This window comes from Acidimicrobiales bacterium (genome assembly GCA_041394265.1).
GTDB lineage: Bacteria > Actinomycetota > Acidimicrobiia > Acidimicrobiales > SZUA-35 > JBBQUN01.
The window spans coordinates 404,999-427,178 of sequence record JAWKIO010000005.1; the positions used below are offsets into that span (position 1 = coordinate 404,999).

Annotated in this window: 16 protein-coding genes; 1 reads left to right on the plus strand and 15 read right to left on the minus strand. The window is 67.0% G+C overall.

The annotated features are described in order from the left end of the window. Positions 1–25: 25 nt before the first annotated feature. The 10 genes from R2733_02050 to R2733_02095 form a co-directional block, all read right to left on the minus strand. On the minus strand, positions 26–1,192 hold the full coding sequence (locus tag R2733_02050) for an acyl-CoA dehydrogenase family protein (protein ID MEZ5375262.1): 1,167 nt from the start codon (positions 1,190–1,192) through the stop codon (positions 26–28). Between the two features lie 360 nt (positions 1,193–1,552). Beyond that, positions 1,553–3,991, minus strand: a complete 2,439-nt coding sequence (locus R2733_02055) for an EAL domain-containing protein (GenBank protein ID MEZ5375263.1) — start codon at positions 3,989–3,991, stop codon at positions 1,553–1,555. Positions 3,992–4,088: 97 nt separating this feature from the next. Next, positions 4,089–4,901 carry an XdhC/CoxI family protein gene (locus R2733_02060; protein MEZ5375264.1) on the minus strand — a complete coding sequence of 271 codons (813 nt, stop codon included), beginning with the start codon at positions 4,899–4,901 and terminating at the stop codon, positions 4,089–4,091. Between the two features lie 3 nt (positions 4,902–4,904). Then, entirely contained in the window at positions 4,905–5,219 is a 315-nt protein-coding gene (locus R2733_02065) for an XdhC family protein (GenBank protein ID MEZ5375265.1), read from the minus strand. Positions 5,220–5,263: 44 nt separating this feature from the next. Further along, positions 5,264–6,091: a xanthine dehydrogenase family protein subunit M gene (locus R2733_02070; GenBank protein ID MEZ5375266.1), complete on the minus strand. Its 828-nt coding sequence runs from the start codon at positions 6,089–6,091 to the stop codon at positions 5,264–5,266. Next, the gene (locus R2733_02075) at positions 6,088–6,549 is read right to left on the minus strand and encodes a (2Fe-2S)-binding protein (GenBank protein MEZ5375267.1); all 462 of its coding nucleotides are present in this window, start codon (positions 6,547–6,549) and stop codon (positions 6,088–6,090) included. Before R2733_02075 ends, R2733_02070 begins: the two co-directional genes overlap by 4 nt. Before the next feature lie 239 nt (positions 6,550–6,788). Next, positions 6,789–7,166 carry a septum formation initiator family protein gene (locus R2733_02080; GenBank protein MEZ5375268.1) on the minus strand — a complete coding sequence of 126 codons (378 nt, stop codon included), beginning with the start codon at positions 7,164–7,166 and terminating at the stop codon, positions 6,789–6,791. 5 nt (positions 7,167–7,171) lie between these two features. After that, positions 7,172–8,467 carry a phosphopyruvate hydratase gene (gene eno, locus R2733_02085; GenBank protein ID MEZ5375269.1) on the minus strand — a complete coding sequence of 432 codons (1,296 nt, stop codon included), beginning with the start codon at positions 8,465–8,467 and terminating at the stop codon, positions 7,172–7,174. A 51-nt stretch (positions 8,468–8,518) separates the two neighbouring features. Then, entirely contained in the window at positions 8,519–10,945 is a 2,427-nt protein-coding gene (locus R2733_02090; GenBank protein MEZ5375270.1) for a fibronectin type III domain-containing protein, read from the minus strand. 158 nt (positions 10,946–11,103) lie between these two features. Further along, positions 11,104–14,199, minus strand: a complete 3,096-nt coding sequence (locus R2733_02095; GenBank protein ID MEZ5375271.1) for a glycoside hydrolase family 2 TIM barrel-domain containing protein — start codon at positions 14,197–14,199, stop codon at positions 11,104–11,106. A gap of 173 nt (positions 14,200–14,372) precedes the next feature. Here R2733_02095 and R2733_02100 point away from each other — a divergent pair, with 173 nt between their 5' ends. After that, positions 14,373–16,196 (plus strand): hypothetical protein, encoded by a 1,824-nt coding sequence (locus R2733_02100; protein MEZ5375272.1) that lies wholly within the window; start codon positions 14,373–14,375, stop codon positions 16,194–16,196. A gap of 18 nt (positions 16,197–16,214) precedes the next feature. On the opposite strand, the gene R2733_02105 is transcribed toward R2733_02100, so the two are convergent. From R2733_02105 to R2733_02125, 5 genes are all read right to left on the minus strand, one after another. After that, a complete protein-coding gene (locus R2733_02105) occupies positions 16,215–17,585 on the minus strand; it encodes a MazG family protein (GenBank protein MEZ5375273.1) in 1,371 nt (456 codons plus the stop codon). Continuing rightward, positions 17,582–18,019 carry a peptidylprolyl isomerase gene (locus R2733_02110; protein ID MEZ5375274.1) on the minus strand — a complete coding sequence of 146 codons (438 nt, stop codon included), beginning with the start codon at positions 18,017–18,019 and terminating at the stop codon, positions 17,582–17,584. Before R2733_02110 ends, R2733_02105 begins: the two co-directional genes overlap by 4 nt. A gap of 536 nt (positions 18,020–18,555) precedes the next feature. Continuing rightward, the gene (locus tag R2733_02115; GenBank protein ID MEZ5375275.1) at positions 18,556–19,608 is read right to left on the minus strand and encodes a 2-oxoacid:ferredoxin oxidoreductase subunit beta; all 1,053 of its coding nucleotides are present in this window, start codon (positions 19,606–19,608) and stop codon (positions 18,556–18,558) included. After that, the gene (locus R2733_02120; protein ID MEZ5375276.1) at positions 19,605–21,509 is read right to left on the minus strand and encodes a 2-oxoacid:acceptor oxidoreductase subunit alpha; all 1,905 of its coding nucleotides are present in this window, start codon (positions 21,507–21,509) and stop codon (positions 19,605–19,607) included. Before R2733_02120 ends, R2733_02115 begins: the two co-directional genes overlap by 4 nt. 206 nt (positions 21,510–21,715) lie before the next feature. After that, entirely contained in the window at positions 21,716–22,180 is a 465-nt protein-coding gene (locus tag R2733_02125; protein MEZ5375277.1) for a GNAT family N-acetyltransferase, read from the minus strand.

A 22,180-nucleotide genomic window follows, 5' to 3' on the forward strand; every position in this document is an offset into this window, starting at 1 on the left:
GACAGTATGCGCCGTCCCCCGACCATCAGTACGAACGTGGCAGTCCGAGGACGTGTTCGGAGACGTAGTTCATCACCATCTCCTGGCTGACCGGAGCGATCCGCATGAGGCGGGCTTCGCGCCAGTAGCGCTCCACGTGGTATTCGCTGGCATAGCCGAACCCGCCGTGCACCTGCATCGCCCAATCTGCTGCCTGGAAACCGGCGTCGGCTGCGAGGTACTTGGCGATGTTGGCCTGTTCCCCGCAGGGCAGGCCGTTGTCGTAGCGCCAGGAAGCCTCACGGATGGCGAGCTCGGCTGCGTTCAACCTCGCGTGAGCTTCGGCCAGTGGGAAGGCCAGACCCTGGTTCTTGCCGATCGGCCGACCGAAGATCTCGCGCTCGTTGGCATAGTCGACGGCCGTCTTGATAGCCACACGTCCGATGCCGAGCGCCTCTGATGCGATCAGCACCCGTTCGGGGTTCAGGCCGTCGAGCAGGTACTTGAAGCCCTCGCCCTCCTCACCGATGCGGTCATCGAACGACACCGGCAGATCGTCGTAGACCGTTTCGCACGACACGACGGCGTTGCGGCCGACCTTCGGGATGGCGGTGATCGTGACCTCGGGCCGTTGGAGGTCGGCGAGCAACAGTGTGAGACCGTCGGTGCGACGCTTGCATTCCTCGATCGGGGTGGTGCGGACGAGCAGCAGGACCTTCTGGCAGTACTCGGCCTTGGAGGTCCACACCTTGGCCCCTCGTACCACGTAGTGGTCGCCGTCCTTCCAGGCCCGGGTCTTGATCGAGGTGGTGTCGGTCCCGGCGTCGGGCTCGGTCACTCCGAACGCCACGTGCAGTCGGCCGTCGGCGACCTGTGTGAGATAGGTCTGCTTCTGTTCCTCGGTGCCGTGCTTGGTGATCGGGTTGATCCCGAACATCGAGATGTGGATGGCACTACAACCGTTCATCGCCGCGCCGGACGCCGCCACCTCTTCGAGCACGATCGACGCCTCGGTGATGCCTCGCCCTCCCCCGCCGTAGGCCTCGGGGATCGCAATACCGATCCAGCCGCCGTCGGCCATGGCCTGGTAGAAGTCCCACGGGAACTCATGGTCGGCGTCGTGGCGACGCCAGTAGTTGTTGTCGAACTGCGCACAAACCCGCCGCACCCCCTCCCGAATCGCCTCATGATCCGGATCCACCCCAAAGTCCATCCCCCGAACCTACTTCCCGCCCCCGCCCCCATCCAGAATGCCGAGCGAAGGTCCAGCGGCATCGGAGAAGGCCCAGCGGGCGCCGCAGGCCCGGTCGACACCCGAGCGCAGGTCCAGCGGCAGCGGAGGAAGTCCAGCGAGCGCCGCAGGCCCGGTCGACACCCGAGCGCAGCGAGGACCGTGTCGGACACCCCGAGCGGGGGTCCAGCGGCAGCGGAGGGAGTCCAGCGAGCGCCGCAGGCCCGGTCGACGCCCGAGCGAAGCGAGGAATGTGTCGACCGGAACGAGAAGAAGCACCGGCGGAGCCGGTACCAATCGGGCCCCCAGGGGCCCGAGGCCGCAGGGCCGAAGGCCCAAGGCCTAACCAGCTTCGATCAGGTAGCGGGTGCGCAGCATTTCGGCGGCTTCTTCGGGGCTGACAGCTTGGGACAGCCACATCCCCTGGCCGGTGGTGCAGCCGAGTTCGAGGACCTCTTCCCGCAGCAGGTCGTCGTCGACGCCGGCGGCGGCGACTCGGAGGCCGGCGGTCTTGGCCAGCGTGATGAGCGAGCTGACGAGGGCCCGACTCGAGAGGCGGTTCGACAGGTCGGCGATGAGGTTGAGGTCGACCTTGACGGCGTCGATGGCGAACCGTGGAAGACGATCGAGGTTTGCGTAATCGGAGCCGAAGCGGTCGAGCGTCACGGGCATGCCCATGGCCCGGTAGGTGTCGAAGACCTGGCGGAGGACGGTGCCGTCGCTACGAAGCACGTCTTCGGGGACTTCGATCCGGAAGTTACTCGGACGGAGCTTGTGCCGTTCGAGTTCACCGGAGATGAGCTGGCGGGAGCGGCTCGACAGGAACATCTCGGTGGTGAGATTGATGGCCATCTCGAGGTCGGACACCGGCAGGCCGGCTTCGGCCCACTTGGCGAACGTGGCGATCGAGGCGGTGATGACCCATTCGTCGATCTGGCCCGACGTGCCCGTTGCCTTGGCCATCGGCATGAACTCGGCCGGGGCCAGGAGCCCTCGTTCGGGGTGACGCCAGCGAACGGTCGACTCGAGGCCTCGCAGCGCACCGTCACGCAGGTCGGCGATTGGCCACAGGAGCAGCTCGAGCTGGCCATTCGAGGTGGCTTCGCGCAGTTCGTTGAGGATCGACAGGTGTTCCTCGTTGGCGGCGAGCGTTTCGTTCGTGACTCGCACGGCTCGTCCCTTGCCCATGGCCTTCGCCCGGTACATGGCGATGTCGGCCTCTTTGATGAGTCGTTCGGTCGAGCGATCGTCGGATGCCGAGGAGACGCCGATCGAAGCGGAGATCTGCGCTTCGTCGTTGCTGACGATGAAGGGCAGCTCCAATGCGGCGACGATGCGTTCGGCCAGACGTTCGGCTTCGAGCAGTCCGAGGCCACGCAGGACCACCACGAATTCGTCGCCGCCGAGGCGGGCCACGAAGTCGCTCGGGCGCAGCACGCCACGAAGTCGGTCACCGACACGGACCAGGAGTTCGTCGCCGGCGCCGTGACCCAGTCGGTCGTTGACGGCCTTGAAGCCGTCGAGGTCGACGAATAGCACACTCACCAGGTCCTCGGACTCGACCATGAGCCGATCGAGTTCCTCGATCAGCTGCTGACGGTTCGGGAGACCGGTGAGGGCGTCGTGGGTCGCCTGGTACGCGAGTTGGGCTTCGACTCGTTCCCGGCGGGCGATGTCCTGGGCCAGGGCTTCGGTCATGTCGTCGAACGCCATGGAGAGACGACCCAGTTCATCGAAGCGCTCATCGCCGGTGCGGACGGTCAGATCGCCGTCGGCCACGGCTTCGGCAAGCTCGGTCATGCGAGCGAGACGCTGGACGAACGAGCGGAGCAGGACGGCGATCACCGAGATGATCACGAGACCGGCCGAGATGAACACGCCGATGATGCCGAGGCGAACCCGACCGAGCTTGGCGAACAGCACGCTGGGGTCGGTGTCGATCACCACGATCCAGCCGATGTTGGCCGAGCGAGCGGTGGCCCGAACGACGGCGGCGCCGTCGGGTTTCGCCGTCTCCGACACCTGCGGGTTGCCGGCGGTCGGGTTGGCGTCGAGCGGCATGAGCTGCCCGATGTAGGCCGGGTCATCAGACCACAACACGGTGTTGGTGCCGTTCGGATTCGACAGCAGCAGATTGCGATCGGCGTCACGGTTCAGCGCATCGGTGGCGCTGTTCGTGTAGAGCAGGGTCTCGAGCTTCCACTCCGAGACGAGCCGGAAATTGGCCGCACCCTGGTTGACGGTGACGATGATCGACACTCGGTAGCCCCGCTCGTCGTCGGCGAACGGCGGTGAGACCCAGACGGCGGTATCGATCGACGAGGACTGGCCGGCATCGGTCGACTCGGGCGACAAGTAGCTGATGGCGTCGGGATAGATCAGCGTGGAGTTGATGGCGAGCGCGATCCCCGTGCTGCCCTCGGGATCGGTCTGCTGGCGCAGCTGATCGAGTCGTTCACGGATGGCTCGGTTCGCTTCGTTGCGTCCAGCTCCGGAGAGAGCGGCGACGTTCTTCACGAACTCGGCGTCGGATCCTGCAGCCTGCAGCACACCAGCGGCCCGCGAGATCTCGGAATCGATCCGGTTCGCTTCGACCTCGGCGGCGAGTTCGACCGCCTTCAGAGTCTCGCCCTTGACCAGGCCGCCGGCGATGTTCGCCACCTGGATGCCGAGGATCACGAGCGGGAGACACGACGCCAACATCGTCAACGTGACCTTCTGGCCGAGGCGCAGATGGTGCACGAATTGGAAGGGGCCGCCGGACCCAGACGCGGAACTCACCCCTGTCCATCGGCCATCGAGCCTGGCCCGAAAGGTTTTTGGTCAGAATCCGAATACTTGGGCCAAACGGACCGACTGCACCGCCGCGCCCCGAGGCTCAGCGGTGGATGTCGCCCTCGGTGTCTCGTAGCGAGGGAGCGAGACGACCCGAGCGCTTGGCGATGATCTCCCCACAGATGGAGATGGCGGTCTCCTCGGGGGTGCGGGCCCCGAGATCGAGCCCGATCGGCGCCATGATGCGTGCGATCTGTTCGTCGGTGACACCTTCGGCCCGGAGCCTCGAGTTGCGGTCCTCGGTGGTGCGTCGCGATCCCATCGCACCGAGGTAGCCGACATCGGTCTTGAGCGCTTCGATCACCGCCGGCACGTCGAACTTCGCGTCGTGGGTGAGCACGCACACGGCATCTCGCTGGCCGAGCGTGGGGCCGACCTTCTCGAGCAGACGATGCGGCCAATCGACCACGACCTCGTCGGCGTAGGGAAAGCGCTGACGGGTGGCGAAGACGGCCCGGGCATCACACACGGTGACTCGGTAGCCGAGCACCTTCGCCACTCGACACAGCGACGCGGTGAAGTCGACTGCACCGAAGATCAGCATGTGGGGTGGCGGCGCAAAGGTCTCGATGAAGACCGAAACGGCTTCTTCCCGGGCCTCGCCGTGTTCGCCGTAGTGACGGATTCCCGAGGTGCCGGCCGCCAGTTCGCCCAGCAGGTCTCGACTGACCACCCGATCGAGGTCGTCGTTGCCCAGCGAACCGAGCGCCGACTCGTCGGGTCGCATGAGGATCTTGTTCCCCACGCCGGCACCGGCCACGACCGTGGCGAGTGCGATCGGGTCCTCATTGTTGATCGCGGTGCGCAGTACGTCGTAGAGCGATACCGGCTGGTCGATGGGGGCGTCGTCAGCCATGGCTCACCAATCCAGTTCTTCGATGAAGAGGTGGATGGTGCCGCCACAGGTGAGCCCGACGGCGAAGGCCTCGTCGTCGGAGTAGCCGAACGTGACGATGCGACGCGAGCCGTCTTCGAGCGACTGCAGTGCCTCGACCACGACCGCGCCCTCGACGCATCCGCCGCTGACAGATCCGGCGACGTCGCCGTCTTCGTTGACCGCCATCGCCGCGCCGGGAAGACGAGGGCCCGAACCCTCGATGTCGACGACTCGGGCAACGGCGACGCGCTTGCCCTGTCGCTTCCATCGATCGAGGTCGGAGAGGATCTCACGCATACCGCAAGGCTACTCCTCCCCGACCCGACCGGCGTTGGCAGGTGTCAGGCGATGCCGGCGCTGGTGAGCGCCCGGCGGGTGAGCACACGGGCCAGATGCTGGCGGTACTCGATGCTCGCATTGAGGTCGGCCGACGGCTCGACGCCTTCGGCTGCGAGTTCGGCCGCCTCGGCAGCCGAAGCACCTCCGGCCAGCGCCGCTTCCACGGCCGTGGCTCGTACGGGCGTGGGGTGCATGCTGACGAGGGCGACCTTGGCGCCGTCGTCGGTCTTTTGCGCCGACACACCCACGATGGCCCAGTCCTGGGCCCGGCGGTTGAACTTCTCGAAACCCCAGCCGGCGCCGGTGTGCTTCGGGATGCGGATCTCGGTGATCATCTCGGTCGGCTCGAGGCTCGACTCGAGGAACCCGGCGAACAGGTCACCGGCTTCGATCACCCGCTCGCCGTCGGTGCTGCGGGCCACCACCGACCCGCCGAGGGCGAGGAGGGTGGAGGGGTGGTCGCCGGAGGCGTCGGAGTGCGCAAGCGAGCCGCCGAGGGTGCCGCGGTGACGTATCTGCGGGTCGCCCACGAAGCTGGTGGCGTGGGCCAGCAGCGGTGCGTGCTCGAGAATGAGGTCGTTGATCTCGACGTCGCGGTGGCGAGTGAGGGCACCGATGGCGAGGTGATCGCCGGCGTCACGCACGTAGGAGAGGTCGCTGAGCCGGCCGATGTCGACCAGCACCGACGGATAGGCGAGACGCAGCTTCATGATCGGCAGCAAGGAGTGGCCACCGGCGAGGAGCTTGGCTTCGTCGCCGTGCTCGGCGAGAAGGGCGAGGGCCTCGTCGACCGATCCGGCACGCTCGTAGTCGAAAGCGACGGGAATCACTTCTCACCTCCGGCAGCGGTGAGGACGGCCTTCACGATGTTGTGATAGCCGGTGCAGCGACACAAGTTGCCTTCCAGGCCCTCACGGACCTGGGCCTCGGTCGGGTTCGGCACCTCTTCGAGGAGCGACACCGATGCCATCACCATGCCCGGTGTGCAGTAGCCGCACTGGAGGCCGTGGCACTCCATGAAGGCCTGCTGCATCGGGTGGAGTTCGTCGCCGTTCGCCAGACCCTCGATCGTGGTGATCGACTGGCCGTCGGCCTGGACGGCGAGCACGGTGCAGGACTTCACGGCTTCGCCGTTGAGGTGCAACGTGCAGGCGCCGCACGAGGACGTGTCGCAGCCGATGTTGGTGCCGGTCAGGCCCACGACGTCTCGGATGTAGTGCACGAGCAACGTGCGCGGCTCGACGTCACTGGTGTGACTCGTTCCGTTGACCTCCACCGTTATCTCCACGGCAACCCCCAAATAGGTTCGAGTTCGATGTACCGGGCGAGTGTGGCACGAATTTCACGCGATTGCCCAAGTCGTTCGAGGACTTGGCAACGACATTGCAGAAATCTCGCGACTTCTCGCGCCTGACAGCGTCAGTTTTGGTGCCCTCGGTGCCTCCACAGCGTGGGCGGTACCGATCCCCGGCAACGAGCGCGGCGACAGCGCCGGAGCGGATCGGTATCGCCTAACTCAGGTCTTGGTCAGTCTTCGACCTTCTCGAGAATGCGATAGCTCTCCTCGCCCGGGTAGACGAGGTCGAAGTTCTCCCGGGCCCGGCGCTCGATCTCGGCGTCGGTCTCGAGCAGGTCGAGCATGGCGTCGAGCTGCTCGAGGTCGGCGTTGACTTCGTCGAGTTCGGTCTGGACGGCCTCGCGCTCGTTTTGCTGGTCCATCCAGGTGCGGGTGGGCAGCACGGCGAGCGCTCCGATCACGATCACCGAGACACCGAAGACGGTGCCGACCGCAGCCATCCGGCGCACTCGGGGCGGCACGTGCTCACCAATGCTCGCGAGCGGGTTGCGGGACGTGCCGGACCGCGGCTCTCGCTTGCCGGCCGTGCGTGTGGGCTTGCTCGCCACGACGCCTACTTGGTGGTGGTGGCGGCGACCCGAGAAAGGGCCTTGGCTCCGAGATACCGAGCAGCGTCACCGAGGTCGGCCTCGATGCGCAGCAGCTGGTTGTATTTCGCCACACGATCCGAGCGGGCGGGGGCGCCAGTCTTGATCTGACCGCAGTTGGTGGCCACGGCGAGGTCGGCGATCGTGGTGTCTTCCGTCTCGCCCGAGCGGTGTGACATGACCGAGCCGTACCGGCTGGCGGTGGCCAGGGAGACGGCATCGAGGGTCTCGGTGAGCGAGCCGATCTGGTTGACCTTGACGAGAATGGCGTTGGCGACGCCGGCGTCGATGCCGCGCTGGAGACGCTCGGTGTTGGTGACGAACAGGTCGTCGCCAACGAGCTGGCAGTGGTCGCCCGTGAGGGCGGTGTGAATGGCCCAGCCGTCCCAGTCTTCCTCGGACATGCCGTCTTCGATCGAGACGATCGGGTACTTGCTGACCAGCTCCTGGAGCAGCTCGGCCATCCCCTGCGACGACAGCTCACGACCCTCGCCCGCGAGGTTGTAGACCGAGCCGTTGTAGAACTCGGTGGAGGCGACGTCCATGGCCAGCGCCATGTCGGTGCCCGGGGTGAGGCCGGCGGCTTCGATGGCGTGCATCAACAGCTGCAGGGCCTCCTCGTTGGAGCCGAGGTTGGGGGCGAAGCCGCCCTCGTCGCCGATGGCGGTGGAGAGGCCCCGGTCGTGGAGCACCTTCTTCAACTGGTGGTAGGTCTCGACGCCCCAGCGCAGTGCCTCGGAGAACGAGGCTGCGCCGACCGGCATGATCATGAACTCTTGGAAGTCGATGTTGTTGTCGGCGTGCTCACCACCGTTGAGCACGTTCATCATCGGCACCGGCAACACGTGGGCGTTGGCACCGCCGACATAGCGGTAGAGCGGAAGATCGAGATCATCGGCCGCCGCAGTGGCAACGGCGAGTGAGACGCCGAGGATGGCATTGGCGCCGAGGTTCGCTTTGTTCGGCGTGCCGTCGAGTTCGTTGAGGATGGCGTCGATCTCACGCTGGTTGTACGCATCGACACCGACGAGCGCATTGGTGATCGCCGCGTTGACATTGCCCACCGCCGTGAGCACACCCTTGCCCATGTAGCGATCACCGCCATCACGCAGCTCGACCGCCTCGAACTGCCCGGTGGAGGCACCAGACGGCACGATCGCCCGTCCGTAGGCCCCCGATTCCAGCAGGACTTCCACTTCGACCGTGGGGTTTCCTCGGGAATCCAGAACTTCTCGTCCAAGGATCTGCTCGATGACACTCACGCTAGGTGCTCCTCTTGCCGCGGGTTGTGGGAAGAGTACTCGGTTTCGCGCTCAGTCGGGCTTGATGCGCGCCGCGTATTCGTCAGACGCCCAGATCGAGGCGACCAGCGTCTCGAGCGAGTCATTGGTGTCACGAATCCGGGTGAACCACAACGCGTACTCCCCTTGCGTCGGCGACCGACCGAGGAGCGAGATGTGGGCCAGCGACGTGTCGATGGCCGGCAGGCTGAGCGCCTTGAACTCGTTGCCCTCGGTGAACCAGGTCATCACACCACCCCGGGTGAGTCCCCGATTGCGTTCACCGAGCCAGTAGTTGAAACCGGCGAGGTCGGGTGTGCGCAAGAGCACGTTGTTGTAGACGACCACCACGAACTCGGCGTCGTTCAGCCCGCCATAGGTGTTGGTGAACTCGGCCGACTTCGCGAACTCGTCGGACACACCCTGGAGGTCGAGAATCCCTCGGTCCATGAGATCGGCCCAGTACTTTTGTCCTGAGGCGTCGGGTACCCGGAGGAAGTAGGCGAAGTAGAGGCGGGACACCTGACGGCGGGTCTCGAACGACGGGCTCTGCATCAGCCCGGTGATCACCGCCGGAGCATTCGACCCGTCAGCAGCGGTTCCCGCCGCGACGTCGGTGACCTGACCCGGCGTGGCCGCCACGCCGAAGAGATCGGGCCAGATCTGGCGAGCAAACGCCTCTCGGGTGCTGAACGGATGCACGGGCCGCAGCGAACGGAACTCGGCGGACGAACCGGCGGGGCTGTCACCTTGAGCGTTGACGGCGATCACGGTGGCAGTGAGCGTGCCGATCGGGAGTCCGTTGAACGTCGCAGTCCGTGCGCTCGTAGCGGGCACATTCTTGGTCTGACCACCGATCGAGACCTTGTAGGACGAGATGGTGCCGTTGCCGTTGTTCGACGGCGGATCCCACGTGATCGTGACCGTCCCCGTCGTCGTGGAGGCCGTACTGGTCTTGACGTTCAACGGCGACCCAGGCGCGACCACGATGCTGAAGGTGTCGGTGCCCGCTGCGCCGTTGCCGGCAGCATTCACTGCGACGACCGAGACCGTGTAGTTGCCGGAGGGAAGGCCGGAGAACGAGGTGGACTCGACGTTACCCGCCACGGTCTTGGCGCTGGCGTTCGCCGGCGACAGGCTGATCCGGTACTCACCGATACCACCACCATCGTCAGCCGGCGGATCCCAAGTGATCGTGACCGTGTTCGACGAGTTGACTGCGGCGTTCACGTTCCGAACGGCCGAGGCGGCCAGCGTCAGCGTGAACTGCTTGTTCGAGGGAAGGCCGTCGCCCGCGGCGTTTCGGGCGGTGACGGTGATCGTGTAGTCACCCGGACTCTGGTTGGCGAACGACGCGCTGGTCCCGGCCACGGTTCGGGTCTGCGTTGCCTGTCCGGAGCGATCGAGCTCGACGAAGTAGTTGTCGACCGTGCCCGAGGCCGCTGTCCACGACACGTTGATCGTCGACCCGGAGTTGGTGACGTTCGGTGTGCCCGGCGTGCCTGGTTTGGCCAGCGGGGCGGTCACGGTGATCGAGCGCGAGTTCGACGCTGGGCTGTTCGCCGGCGTCGCCAGCGCCGTCACCGCCACGCTGTACGTACCAGCAACCAACGCCGGAACCGTATGACTCCCCGCCGCACCGACCTGCACCGTCTTCGACACCGCACCGCCACCTGTGGCGACGAAACTCACCTGATAGCCCGACACCGTCGCACCATTCGTCGCACCAGCGGTGAACACGATCGTCGCCTGATTCTCGCCACCCGTCGCAGACGTGAGGTTCGGCGCAGCCGGCGCGGACGGCGGCGCAGTGATGTCAACGGAGTTCGATGCGGCCGAGGCAGCACCGGTACCGATGGCGTTCACCGCCCGGACTCGGAAGGTATGCGCGCCGACTGCGAGTCCATTGACGGTGATCGGCGAGCTCGTCGATCCGGATGACGTCCAACCGCCAGCATCGACGCTGACCTCGTAGTCGGTGATCGCAGAGCCGCCGTTGTTGGCCGGTGCACTGAATGCGACCGTGGCAGAAGTGGTGGTCCCGACGCGGGTGGCCGTTCCGATGGTCGGGGCACCAGGGACGTTGTGTGTTGTGAACGTTCGGGAGAGCGGCGCCGAGGTGCCGTCGGCGTTCTTGGCTGCCACATCGACCGTGTAGGTCGTGCCCGGGGCGAGTCCCGAGATACTCACGGGTGACGCGGCGACCTCGGCAGGAGCACCAGCAACCGCAGGTGTATACGTCAGAACGAAGCTCGTGGCTGGATCTCCAGTGGCCGCAGGGGTCCAGGCAATATTTGCCGTGAGTGCGGCTGGTTGCGGAATGGCGCTGCCCGTCGGAGCGTCAGGCGCAACAGCGGCGACGGGGCTGACCAGGCCGACCAGGAGCATCAGGGTGGCGGTGACGGCGACGACGGCGGCATGCCGACCTCGACGACCACGCTCCGCGGTGGTTCGGCCCACCGGTTGTTGCTCACTCCACTCGACCATCGGGCCTCCAGCGCACTCCACGGAAGCACCATCCTGCCCCAGGTCCGGGGCTCAGACCACCCCGGTGGGCAGAGTTGCCCCTACGTTGAACCAAACCTCGGCGACAGCGTCAGGTAGGCGTGCAGCCACGCTCAGTAGTGCCAGCGCCGGTGGCGGCCCAGAGAACTGGGGCGACGAGCCTCGTCGGCCGGGTCGTTGCCACCGTTGCGCAGGATGATCCGGTTCCCGACCCGGTGACCGCCCACCCGGAACCGACCGTCGATCCCCGGCCCGCAGCTGGCGGTGCCGAGGCCGGCGTGGGCGATGTCGAGGCGAAGGGCGGTGCAGTCGGGCACCGGCAGCTCGTTGAGGTGTTCGGCAGCTTCGATCGCAGCGGCCCGGTACGGCAGTGCGGCGGCGTCGAATCGGGGATCGCCGACGGCAAGGATCGTCGGCACGCCCCCGCCGGCGCCCGCCCCGGAACTGACGGCGAACCACCGCAGCTGGGTGTGGTTGCCGGTCTCCTGCGGACGAGCGAACGGGAAGAACTGGTCGGCGACCGATCGTGTGTAGTGGGCAACCTCGAGTCCGTGCCAGCGATCCGGATACGACTCCTCGGGCCCCGGTCCGAACCAGGTGACCGTGTCGTAGGCAAGCGGGAGCTCGAGGTCGAGCCCAATCCGTAGGAGCGACGGAAGATCCAGGTCGATGTCAGGGACGATGTCGAAACCGACGTCGCCGTCGGGTCCGACGAGCCAGGTGACTCGCAACGTCAGCCCGGCACCGGCAGCGATCCTGAACGTCGCAGCAACGACCCCGGAATCCCGGGCCTCGATGCGGGGTGGACGCTCGCCGGTCGCCGACGGGATCGGACGCCCCCGACGGTCCCACCGATAGACCAAACGCTCGTCACCGAAGGTGGCCTGGTCGTTGTCGGTCGGCGGTCGCCAACACGACAGTGCGCTGGTGGCCAGCGGAACGTCGTCGCCGTGCAGGACGAGTTCGAGCAGGGCACCGTCGGGCCCGATGGCGAGGCGGCTGCCACCGGCGGCAAGGTGAACGACGTCCTGGTCGTCGATCATACACTGCACGTCGGCGCCGAGGGACGTCGGGTCGACCACCCGCTCCGGCGCCACGCTGATGTTGGTCGGGAACCGGCCCGCGGCAATCGGGAGTTGATCGAAGGCGAGTTCGTGGTCGGCCGGCAACACGATCAGGTCACGCCCACCAAGTCCGGTGCTCCGGCGATCGCTGCGCAGTGACCAGCGAACGCTCAACTGCAGTTCGCTGCCGGCCGCCATCCTCGGGTCGGCCGCGAGCTGATCGATGACGTCGTCGATCCCAGGATCAAGCGGCACCTCGAGCGTCGCCCCGGGCGGAACGGCGGTCACGGAGAGATCGGACCACTGGCCGACCAGCGCCCCGTCGAGCAACAGGTCGAGATCGAGCCGCACATCGCTGGTATCGGTGAACGAGCGACGGTTCGTGACTGCAAGCTTCCGCGCTCCCGTGGAGGGATCGGCCGTGCCCCAGCCCGTCGAGATCGGCTGATAGACCCACCGGACATGGGCAAGGCCTGGGTGTGGCCGGCGATCGGCGTCGACCAGCCCGTTGCAGTTGAAGTTCCGATCGTTCGGGGTGTCGCCGAAGTCACCGCCATACGCCCACCACCGGGTGCCGTCGGCGTCGACCTGGGCGATCCCCTGATCCACCCAGTCCCAGATGAACCCGCCCCCGAGTCGTGGCGACCGATGGATCCGCTCCCAGTAGTCCTCGATGCCGCCGTTCGAGTTGCCCATGGCATGGCTGTACTCGCACATGATCGACGGACGTTCGTCGGTGTCGTCGGCGAGGTCATCGAACTCGTAGAGGGTCGGGTACATCTGACCGATGATGTCGACCAGCGGATCGGTCTCGGCCGGGTGGTACGCCACCGGCCGGTCGGGGTCGACCGATCGGATCGCCGTCGCCATCGCTCGATGATTGGGGCCGAAGCTCGACTCGTTGCCGAGTGACCAGGCGATCACGCAGGCGTGGTTGCGGTCACGGCGGGCCATGCGCTCGCCTCGGGCGACGAACGCATCGGTGAAGCGTGGATCGTTGGCCGGGATCACGCCGGCCTCGGACGCGTGCTGCTCGTGGTGGACCTGACCGTGGGCTTCGACGTTCGCCTCGTCCATGACGTACAGCCCGAACCGATCGCACAGTTCGTAGAAGCGCTCGTCGTTCGGATAGTGGGCTGTGCGGATCGCATTGATGTTGCTGGCGGCGATGAGCGCCAGGTCGGCTTCGAGGAGTGCGTCGCTCTGCCAACGGCCCTCGTCGGGCGAGTGCTCATGGCGGTTGACGCCGTAGATCGTGATCGGCGCGCCGTTCACGCACAGCCGACCAGCTTCGATCGTGACCCTGCGGATGCCGACCGACATGCGGGTGCAGTCGAGCGTCGTTCCCGTTGCGTCGGTGAGGGTGACGACGAGGTCGTGCAGCTCGGGGGTCTCGGCCGACCACCGCCGGCAGTTCGCGACCGTTGCGGTCAGTTCCACCAATCCTGCTGCCGCGTCGATACCGCTGCTCAGGTCGGCGACGACATTGCCATCTGGGTCATGCAACACGGCGGCGACGGTCATCGCTGCATCGGCGCCGTCGACCCAGACGGTCAGCGCGACGTCGTCGTCGGCGCCCCGCTGCTCGGTCGTTCGGAAGTGCAGGTCGGCGATCGACGACGTCGACCGGGCATACAGCTTGACCGAGCGGTGCAACCCCGCCATCCACCACATGTCCTGATCCTCGGTCCAGGTGGAGGCCGACCAGCGATGCACTCGCAGCGCGATCACCGCCTCGGCACCGGGCGTCACGGCCTCGGTGATGTCGAACTCGCTCGGCAGGCGGGAGTCGGTAGCGGTGCCGATCGGTCGACCGTTGACGTAGACCTCGACCGCGGACTCGGCCGCACCGATGCGCAGGACGACGCGATCACCGGCCCAGTCGGCGGGCACGACGACGGTGCGTCGATGATCGCCGCCCTCGTCGGGCTGGGGGATGTTCGGGTAGTCCGATGCATCGAATGGATAGACGACATTCGTGTAGATCGGAATCGAGTGCCCCTGGAGTACCCACGAGCCCGGCACCGCGAGCTCGCCGAAGTCGGCGGCGTCGACGTCAGCCTCGAGCCAGGCGTCGTCAGGCGCATCGCCGGTCCACATACGGAACTGCCAGGGCCCGTCGAGCGAAACTGCGTCGACCGGCACCGGGCGACCGTGTGCCGGCAGGCGTCCGGACGCCACATGAGTCGGGTCGCGGTGCCATCGACGGGGGAATGCTGAGCCTTGCGAGGAACGATCGGTCACCACCACAGAGTAGAACCGGTGGGCATTCCGTCACGCACCACGCACGCTCCGCCCGAGCATGCAACGATGACGGCATGAGTGCACTCTCGTCGTCTTCGTCGTCGCCTGGAGCCCAGGTCATTCTCGGCCACGGATCCGTGGTCAAGAACGGCCCGCTCACCGTCGTGATCGGTGGTAGCTCGGTCACCGGGCACGCAACGCTGGCCGCGGCCGACGTCCTGGCCGACAACCGGTCGTGGGGCTTCGACGAGGTGGCCTCCACCCTCCAACAATTGGTGATCGAATTCCGTCCCTCGGGCGTGGCCGCCGTCCTCGACGCCGAGGGCGATGACTCGTTCGTCTTCGTCTTCGATCAGGCCGAGGCCCGATGCGGCGAACAGTCCTTCAAGGGACGTGGACGCGAAGGCTGGACCGTCGAACTGGTGCCGTCGTCGCCGATCGAGCTCCGGTTGGCGTCGGTCCCCTACAGCAGCCCGTCCGAGGAGATCGAGCTCCGCTCCGGCCGTCTACCCGGTGCGGGCGCGATCGTCGAGGTCACCGGGGCCTCTCAGGTGCCCGTGGCCGCCCAGGCGGCGCCAGCCCCGCCGGCAGCCGCCGCCCGCCCGCCGATGCCGGGTGCCGTCGCCCCACCGCCACCACCGCCATCTGACGCCGCGGTCCCACCGCCGCCCGTGCCTGCACCGTCACCGGCGCCCGCAGCTGCCCCGGAACCAACCGTTGCCGAGCCGGTCGCAACGTCTGAGCCAGAAGCTGAGCAAGAGCCGGCCGAAGCCTCGGAGCCGGAGGCGGTGCCAGAGCCGGAGGCCGTGCCAGAGCCGGTCGAGGCGCTCGAAGCGGAGGCACCTTCCGATGAACGTGCCGAGACCGACGCCCCGGTGGATGTGGCCCCCGAATCACTGACTCCTCCCCCGATTCCTGCGCCGTCACCCCCGCCGCCAACACCCACGCCGCCTCCGCCGACGGCCGCGCCACTGCAGGCGGATCTCCCGCCGATGCCGCCGCCCGTCGAGACGCCACCCGTCGGTGCACCTCCCGTCGACCATCCGCCGCCGTTGCCGACAACCACAGCGACGGCCGACCTACCGACGACGCCACCGCCCGTTCCCGCAGCGATGGAGACGCCACCTCCGCTTCCGCCGCCGCCGACGGCTGCGGCGTCTCCCGAGATGCCGCCCCCCGACCTCCCACCGATGCCAGCGCCCGCGAGTGGCCTGCCACCGATGCCGCCCCCCATGGCTGACACAACCCCACCGCCACCGGCCGTCGACACGCCGCCTCCTCCTGCAGCAACGGAACTCCCGCCGCTCCCTGGGTCTGACGCGCTTTCTCCACCACCCGAATCCGGCGCCCTGCCGCCCATGCCACCACCGTCGAGTGCCGGCACGTTGCCCCCGCCGCCTGGGCCCAGCGTTGCACCACCCGCTCCGGGATCCGGCGCGATGCCACCACCACCGGGGACTGGCGCAGTGCCGCCACCCGCTCCGGAATCGGGCGCGATGCCACCACCACCTGGCTCCGGCACGATGCCACCACCACCTGGCTCCGGCACGATGCCACCACCCGCCCCGGGGACTGGCGCGGTCCCTCCGCCACCTGGCTCCGGAGCGTTTCCTCCACCGCCCGGATCCGGTGCCCTGCCGCCCATGCCGCCACCGTCGACCGGGTTCCCGCCGATGCCTCCGCCCCCTGGCGGTCCCGCGGCCGGGGGTCCACCGATGCCTCCCCCGCCCGGTGGTGGTTTCAGCGCCGGGCCACCCATGCCGCCGCCGAGCGCCCAGCCGTCCAACGGGTTCGACGACGCCCTGAGCGATGTCGGGCAGAGCGACGACAACGAGCCGGCCAAGCCCGACACCGAACCGCCGCGCTCGGAACCGTTGGGGCCGCCACCGTCGGCGTGATGAACCGGGTCGAACCGCTCAGCCGGTGATCCAGCGCTGATCGAGACGCTCGGCGGCCTCGGCCGCTTCGTAACGACGACGAGCGGCCACGGTCTCCTGACGCAACGCCGCCTCGGGGTCGAGGCCGTGGCGGCGCGCCGCCTCGACAATCGCCAGCAAGTATCGGCCCACCGACGCCTCGTCGCTCGGCTCGAGTGGCGAACCCAGGGTGGTGTCGACCCACTCGGCGCTGGCTGCGTAGCCGCTGCGGTCGGCCTTCTTCAACACCTTCTCGGCCAGCAACAGCGCCGGCAGGGCCGAGGGGATGCCGTCCATGATCGAGGAGCGCTGCTTTTCGACCTTCTTGATCGCCTCCCAGTTGGCCACGACCGCCGCTGCATCGTTGGCGACGACGTCACCGAAGACGTGCGGGTGGCGACCGACCAGCTTGTCGTGCATCGTGCGAGCGACGTCGGCAATGCCGAACTCGCCGGCCTCCGCCGCCAGCTCGGCGTGGAACAGCACCTGGAACAGCAGGTCGCCCAGCTCTTCTTCGAGATCGGCATAGGCCGCCGAGACATCGTCGTCGTCGGCGTCGACCAATTGGTCGATCGCGTCGAGCACCTCGTAGGACTCCTCGACCAGATACTTGCGCAGCGACGCGTGCGTCTGGTCTTGATCCCATGGGCAGTCCTGGCGGAGCCGATGGACGAGCTCGACGCTCTGGTGGAGCTCTCGGGCCACCGGTGCCGTCACCTCAGGCAGGTACAACGAGGTGAGGTGATCGGCGTCGACCACGCGGTCGAGGTCGGGCCAGGCCACCTCGGTGATCAGCTCGTCGGGCGTGCCGAGGCGCTGAAGGACGAGCACCTTCTGCTCCGGCCCGGCGTCGATCGCCAACTTGATGTCGGACAGGACCCACGACGCATGGGCATGGGCGACCAGGAGTGGCCCTCGTTCGCCGGCAGCGTCACGGGCGAACGTGTGACCGTCGATGAGTCGGACGCTCTCCTCGACCGGGTCGATACCGAGTCGAGCCCAGGTGGTGTCGAGGAACGAGATCGCAGGAATCAGCTCGACATCGATCCGGTCATCGTTGCGGAGGTGGCGTACCGAACGCTCGAGGACGAGCGGTGAGCCAGGAACGGCGTAGACCACGTCGTCGCCGGCCAGCGCTGCCTCGACCAACGCATCGGCGATGGCGGCGTACACCGCATCGAGCCGGTCGGCGCGGTCGTAGATGTGATCGAAGGTCTCGGCGCCGGCCGCCAGTGTCGCGCTCGGGTGTCGAGACGTTCGCAAGAAGACCCGGCGATCGGCAGCGAGGACCGAGCGGGTCTGATCGGTCAGGTCACCGATGGCACCGGGTCCGAGGCCGCAGATCGTGATCTGCGCCCTCTGCTCGATCACGGCGTGGCCGTGTCGACAACCGCTTGGGTGTCCACGTTCCAGGTGCCGAATGCGGGATCGACGAAGACTTCGACGTTGTCGAACATCGAGGTGAACCGCTCCTCGATGGCTGCGGAGTTCTCGTAGCCGGTGACCTTGATGATGTGGAAACCGAAATCGGTTTCGACCGGGCCGACGAGCTCATCGACCTCGGCGGCGATCACAGCATCGCGGAACTCGGGCACGTACTGCTGGGGGTCGGCGCACCCGAGGTCGCCGCCCGCGACGGCGCTCCCGGGATCGATCGAGTTCTGCTCGGCCAGCGCCGGGAAGTCGGCACCATCTTCGAGCTGGGCCAGGAGATCGTTGGCCAGTTCCTCGTCTTCGGGACCGACGAGGATGTGGCTGACACAGGGGACCCCGCCTTCGGTCTCGGCGGCGTAACGTTCCCGCAGCGAGGTGTTGGTGGCCAGGTTCTCGGCGATCAGATCGAAGTAGTCGCCGAGCTCGGCCCGAATCTCGGCCGCCGCAGTCTCGGAATCGCCGGGATCGACGCTGGACGCCACCTGCACGAGCTGTTGCTCGAGCGTGACCTGGGCTGCGGCAATGTCGTCGGCGGAGGGGCTCACCCCGAGGCCGGCCGCTTCGGCTCGGAGGACCTCACCACGGATCAACTGGGTGAGCACGCCCTGCTCGTCGGCGTTGGTCAGTCCACCGTTGTAGATGACCTGGACGAACCGCTCACTGTTGGAGATGTCGTCGATGGCCGCCTGGACGTCGGATCGGCTGATCTCGGCGGTCTGCTTCGAGTCGACCGACACCGTGGCGAGGGGTGCGTCGGCCCCCATCGAGACGCCGCACCCAGCCAGGGCGAAGGTGGCGGCCCCGACGAGGGCGAGCATGCGATGACGAGGGACGAAAGAAGTCACGGCTGGAGGTTACCGGGAACCGCCGAGCCTGACGGCGCGACGGCTCCCGGCCACTCGTTGGGTCAGCTGACGTCCCAGGTGGCGCCGGAACGCAGGAGGGCGGCCAGGTCGCCGGGACCCTTGGCGTCGTTGGCGTCGATGAGCTGCTGGCTCACTGCGCTCACGTACTCGGGACGGTCGACGGCACGGAACACACCGAACGGCGTGGGCGAGTGCCGGTCGTTGGCCAGCTGGGACAGAGCGAAGGCCACCGCGGGGTTCGGGTGGGCTTCGTTGTGGACGGCAATGGCGGCCTCGCCGACATCGGCCACCGCCTTGATGTGGGCACCATCGGCGTCGATCACGACACCGAGTTCGTTGTCCTCACCGAAGCGGATCGGCTGGCCGTCGACCAGGTCGATCATCATCTTCGCCCGGTTGCTGCGCTTGGTGACCTCATCGAACGCGCCATCGTTGAAGACGTTGCAGTTCTGGTAGATCTCGATGATCGACGCGCCACGGTGTTCGTGCGCCCGGCGGAACGTGTCGATCATGTGCTTGCGATCGAGGTCGTGGGTGCGGGCGATGAACGTGGCGCCGGCGCCGGCCGCCAGGCTGAGCGGGTTGAACGGGGTGTCGATCGAGCCCATCGGGGTCGACTTGGTCACCTTCCCGATCTCGCTGGTGGGCGAATACTGACCCTTGGTGAGGCCGTAGATCTGGTTGTTGAACAACAAGATCGTGAGGTTCACGTTGCGGCGCAGCGCATGGATCAGATGGTTGCCGCCGATGGACAGCATGTCGCCATCGCCGCCGACGACCCAGATGTCGAGGTCGGGACGGGCAACGGCCAGGCCCGTGGCGATGGCCGGTGAACGACCGTGGATCGAGTGCATGCCGTAGGTCGACATGTAGTACGGGAACCGAGCGGCGCAACCGATGCCGGAGATGAACACGGTGTTCTCTCGCTTGATCGGATGCCCGGTCGAGGTGGTGGCACCCGCCTCGGCCAGCTCGGTGTGCAGGAACTGCATTGCGGCAAGAATGCCGTAATCCCCGCAGCCGGGACACCAGCGGACTTCTTGGTCGGACGACCAGTGGCCCCGTTGGGTGGGATCGAGCGTGACGTCGGTCATGCGGAGGCTCCGTTCTGGTTGTCGTTCTGATCGGCGCCGAGGAGCGCCTTGATATTGGTGGCCAGTTCGTTCGCCGTGAACGGCAGACCCATGACCTTGCTGATCGGCTTGGCGTCGACCAGGAACTCGCTACGCAACACCTTCACGAGCTGCCCCTTGTTGAGTTCGGGCACGAACACGTGGTCGTAGCTGCGAACGATGTCGCCGAGGTTCGGCGGGAAGGGGTGCAGGTGCGTGATGTGCACGTGGTCGGCAGCGATGCCTTCGTCGGCGAGGACTTCCCTGGCCGAGGTGATCGCGCCGTGGGTGGAGCCCCAGCCGACGAGGAGGATGTTGGCCGTCCCGTCGCCCTGCACTTCGGCAAGCGGGATGTCCTTCGCAATGCCATCGACCTTCGCCTGACGCAGGTCGGTCATGCGGGAGTGGTTCGACGGGTCGTAGTTGACGTTGCCGGTGACGTCGGCCTTCTCGAGACCGCCGACACGGTGCTCCAGGCCGGGTGTGCCCGGCAGCGCCCAGGGACGGGCGAGGGTCTCGGGGTCACGCTTGTAGGGATGGAAGACGTCATTGCCGTCGGCGTCGACGTCGTTCGGTCCGGTGGCGAAGTCGACGCTGATGTCGGGCAACGACTCGACGTCGGGCAGGAGCCACGGCTCGGCACCGTTGGCCAGATAGCCATCGGTCAACAGCAGCACCGGGGTGCGGTACTTCAGGGCGATGCGGGAGGCCTCGATGGCGGCGTCGAAACACTGGGCGGGGCCATAGGCCGCCACCACCGGCATCGGCGACTCGCCGTGACGACCGTAGAGCGCCATGAGTAGATCGCTGGCCTCGGTCTTGGTGGGCAGACCGGTGGAGGGTCCGCCACGTTGCACGTCGATGATGACGAGGGGCAGCTCGATCGACACGGCGAGCCCGATGGTCTCGCCCTTGAGTGCCACACCCGGGCCGGAGGTGGTGGTGAAGGCGAGATGGCCGCCGAAGGCAGCGCCGAGTGCCGATCCGATGCCGGCGATCTCGTCTTCGGCCTGGAAGGTGCGAACACCGAAGTTCTTGTGGGCCGATAGCTCGTGAAGGATGTCGGACGCCGGGGTGATCGGGTAGCTGCCGAGGAAGACCGGAAGCTTGGCCAGCTGACCGGCAGCGATCATGCCCCATGCGGTGGCGGTGTTGCCGGTGATGTTCGTGTAGGTCCCCGGCCGCTGCGGCGCCGACTTGACCTGGTACTGGTTGCCGAACATCTCGGTGGTCTCGCCATAGGCGTGACCGGCGTGGAAGGCGGCCTTGTTGGCAGCGACGACCGTGGGGTTCTTGCCGAACTTGGCGTCGATCCAGTCGAGAGTGGGTTCGAGCGGACGGGAGAACATCCAGCTGACGAGGCCGAGGGCGAAGAAGTTCTTCGAGCGTTCGGCGTCGCGCTTCTTGACGTCGAGGTCTTCGGTGGCACCGAGCGTGAGTTCGCTCATCGGGACCTCATGCACGACATAGCCGTCGAGGCTGCCGTCGGTGCGCGGATCAACGGTGTAGCCGCACTTTTCGAAGTTGCGTTCGTCGAACGCGTCGGTGTTGAGGATCAGGGTGCCGTGGGGCTTGAGCCGTTGCAGCTGGCTCTTGAGGGCCGCAGGATTCATGGCCACCAACACGTCGGGCTGATCACCCGGCGTGTGGATGCTGTGGTCGGAGATGTGCACCTGGAAGGCAGACACACCCGCCTCGGTCCCCTGAGGTGCTCTGATCTCGGCCGGGAAATCGGGGAGCGTGGCAAGGTCGTTGCCCGCGATAGCGCTCGCCGAGGTGAACCGGTCACCCGTGAGCTGCATGCCATCCCCAGAGTCCCCTGCGAATCGGATGACCACGTGATCGAGTGTTTCCACTTCGACCCGGTCGACGATGTCGGTCACTCTGCCTCCTGTCCTGCGCCGGACGCACGGTGCGCCCTGCGGAACGGAGCCGGAGGTTCTCGCAGCATCGGCCCTACCGGCCGATGCTGACCCCACCAGCCCCGTTGCTGGTGTGTCGCCATTGCTGGTGAAACGTTGCCAACCTAGTGCACTCAAGCCATCCGTCAAGGGGACTTCGTACCCTGATTGCCCGAGCCCGCGGACGGTCAGAGCGAGCGCTTCATCCCGACGTGACTGGGCTCGAAGCCGAGACGGGCGTAGAACCGTTGGGCCCCCGTGCGCTCGTTGCTGCTCATCAGCTGCACCTGATCCGCTCCCGCCTTCCGGGCCTCGGACATGAGATGGTCGACCAACACGTAGCCGATGCCGCGACCTCGCATCGCCGACATCACGCGCACCCCTTCGATTTGGGCGACGGTCGCACCGCCGTGTCCGAGTCCGGGCAGGATCGACAGCTGGGCGCAACAGACCGGCTCGCGATGAAAGATGCCGACGACGAGCCGATGGTGCGGATCCGCCTCGATCCGCTCGAAGGCGCGGCGGTAGGGCTCGAGGTCATCGGTCTCGCGGTCTCGCCCGAGGATGTCGTCGCGCAGCAATTCGACAACGGCCGGCAGGTCGGCGGCGACCGCGTCGCGGAACTCGACCATGTCGGGGTCGGAGATGCTCAT

Excerpts from the sequence above, each read along its gene's own strand:
- R2733_02065 (MEZ5375265.1), bottom strand. The coding sequence starts at position 5,219 with ATGCGTGAGATCCTCTCCGACCTCGATCGATGGAAGCGACAGGGCAAG.
- R2733_02100 (MEZ5375272.1), top strand. The coding sequence starts at position 14,373 with ATGAGTGCACTCTCGTCGTCTTCGTCGTCGCCTGGAGCCCAGGTCATT.
- R2733_02125 (MEZ5375277.1), bottom strand. The coding sequence starts at position 22,180 with ATGAGCATCTCCGACCCCGACATGGTCGAGTTCCGCGACGCGGTCGCC.
- R2733_02115 (MEZ5375275.1), bottom strand. The coding sequence starts at position 19,608 with ATGACCGACGTCACGCTCGATCCCACCCAACGGGGCCACTGGTCGTCC.
- R2733_02060 (MEZ5375264.1), bottom strand. The coding sequence starts at position 4,901 with ATGGCTGACGACGCCCCCATCGACCAGCCGGTATCGCTCTACGACGTA.
- R2733_02050 (MEZ5375262.1), bottom strand. The coding sequence starts at position 1,192 with ATGGACTTTGGGGTGGATCCGGATCATGAGGCGATTCGGGAGGGGGTG.